The 1,152-nt window shown below is 77.2% G+C and carries 1 protein-coding gene; it reads left to right on the top strand.

Features of this window, described 5'->3' with window-relative positions; all coding sequences use genetic code 11:
* A partial coding sequence (locus tag SZN_RS37145) for a Gfo/Idh/MocA family protein (protein WP_007506539.1) occupies positions 1 to 1,055 on the top strand: 1,055 nt, incomplete at its 5' end.
* Positions 1,056 to 1,152: the final 97 nt, after the last annotated feature.

The raw sequence follows: 1,152 nt of genomic DNA, 5'->3' as shown, positions 1-1,152 counted from the left end.
GGGCCGTGCCGAGGGCGCCGGAGGCGGCCGTGCCCGAGGTGCGGCGGCCGGGCGGCTCCCCGGCCCCGGCGCGGGCCGTGCGCGCGCCGGTGCGGCTGGCGTTCGTCGGCGCGGGCGCCTACGCGACGTCGATGCTGCTGCCGCATCTGGCGCGGCGCGAGGGCGTCGACCTGTCCGCCGTCGTCACCACGACGGCGCTGTCCGCGGCGAACGCGCAGCGCAAGTTCGGCTTCGCCGAGGCCACCACCGATCTCGACGCGGTGCTCGGCGACCCGGGCGTCGACGCCGTGTTCGTGGTGACCCGGCACAGCTCGCACGCCGCTCTGACGCGCAAGGCGCTGCTGGCCGGCAAGGCGGTGTTCGTGGAGAAGCCGCTGGCGCTCACCGGGGACGAACTGGCCGGTGTGCTCGCGGCGGTGGAGGAGTCCGGCAACGACCGCGTCCAGGTGGGCTTCAACCGCCGCTTCGCGCCCCTGCTCCGGGAGGCGCGCGAGCGGTTCGGCGCCCGCAGCGGTCCGGCGAGCCTGCGCTACCTGGTCAACGCGGGCCGGCTGGCACCCGGGAGCTGGTACCTCCGGCAGGGCGCCGAGGGCTCGCGGTTCACCGGCGAGGGCGGTCACTTCATCGACACGGCGAGCTGGCTGCTCGGGGCCGACCCGGTCTCCGTGTACGCGACCGCGACGCCCGGGGGCGAGGACCTCCAGGTCGTGCTGGGCTACCCGGACGGGTCCACCGCCACCCTCAGCTACGTCACCACCGGCTCTCCCGGCTTCCCCAAGGAGACCGTGGACCTGGTCGCCGACGGCAGGGTGCTGCGCCTCGACGACTTCGTCCGCGCCTCGGTGTACGGCCGCGGGCGATGGGTGAGTTCGCGGCTGCCCCGGGCCCGCGACAAGGGCCAGTCCGCCCAACTCGCCGCGTTCGTGCGGGCGGTGCGCACCGGCGGGCCGATGCCGGTGCCGCTGGAGTCGCTGGTCGCGACGACGGCGGCCACCCTCGCCGTGCGGACCGGGCTGGCCGCCGGCGCGCCGGTGACGCTGGCGGGCGCGCGATGACGACGAGCGCGCTGTGGTACCTGCGGCGGCTGTCCCGGATGGGGCCGGCGGAGATCGCCGGCCGGGCCGGCGACGCCGTGCGCCGCCGCCGCTGGCG

This window comes from Streptomyces zinciresistens K42 (genome assembly GCF_000225525.1).
Taxonomy (GTDB): Bacteria; Actinomycetota; Actinomycetes; order Streptomycetales; family Streptomycetaceae; genus Streptomyces; species Streptomyces zinciresistens.
The sequence above is the reverse complement of the archived record's forward strand: the minus strand, read 5'-3'. Positions and strand labels throughout refer to the sequence as shown.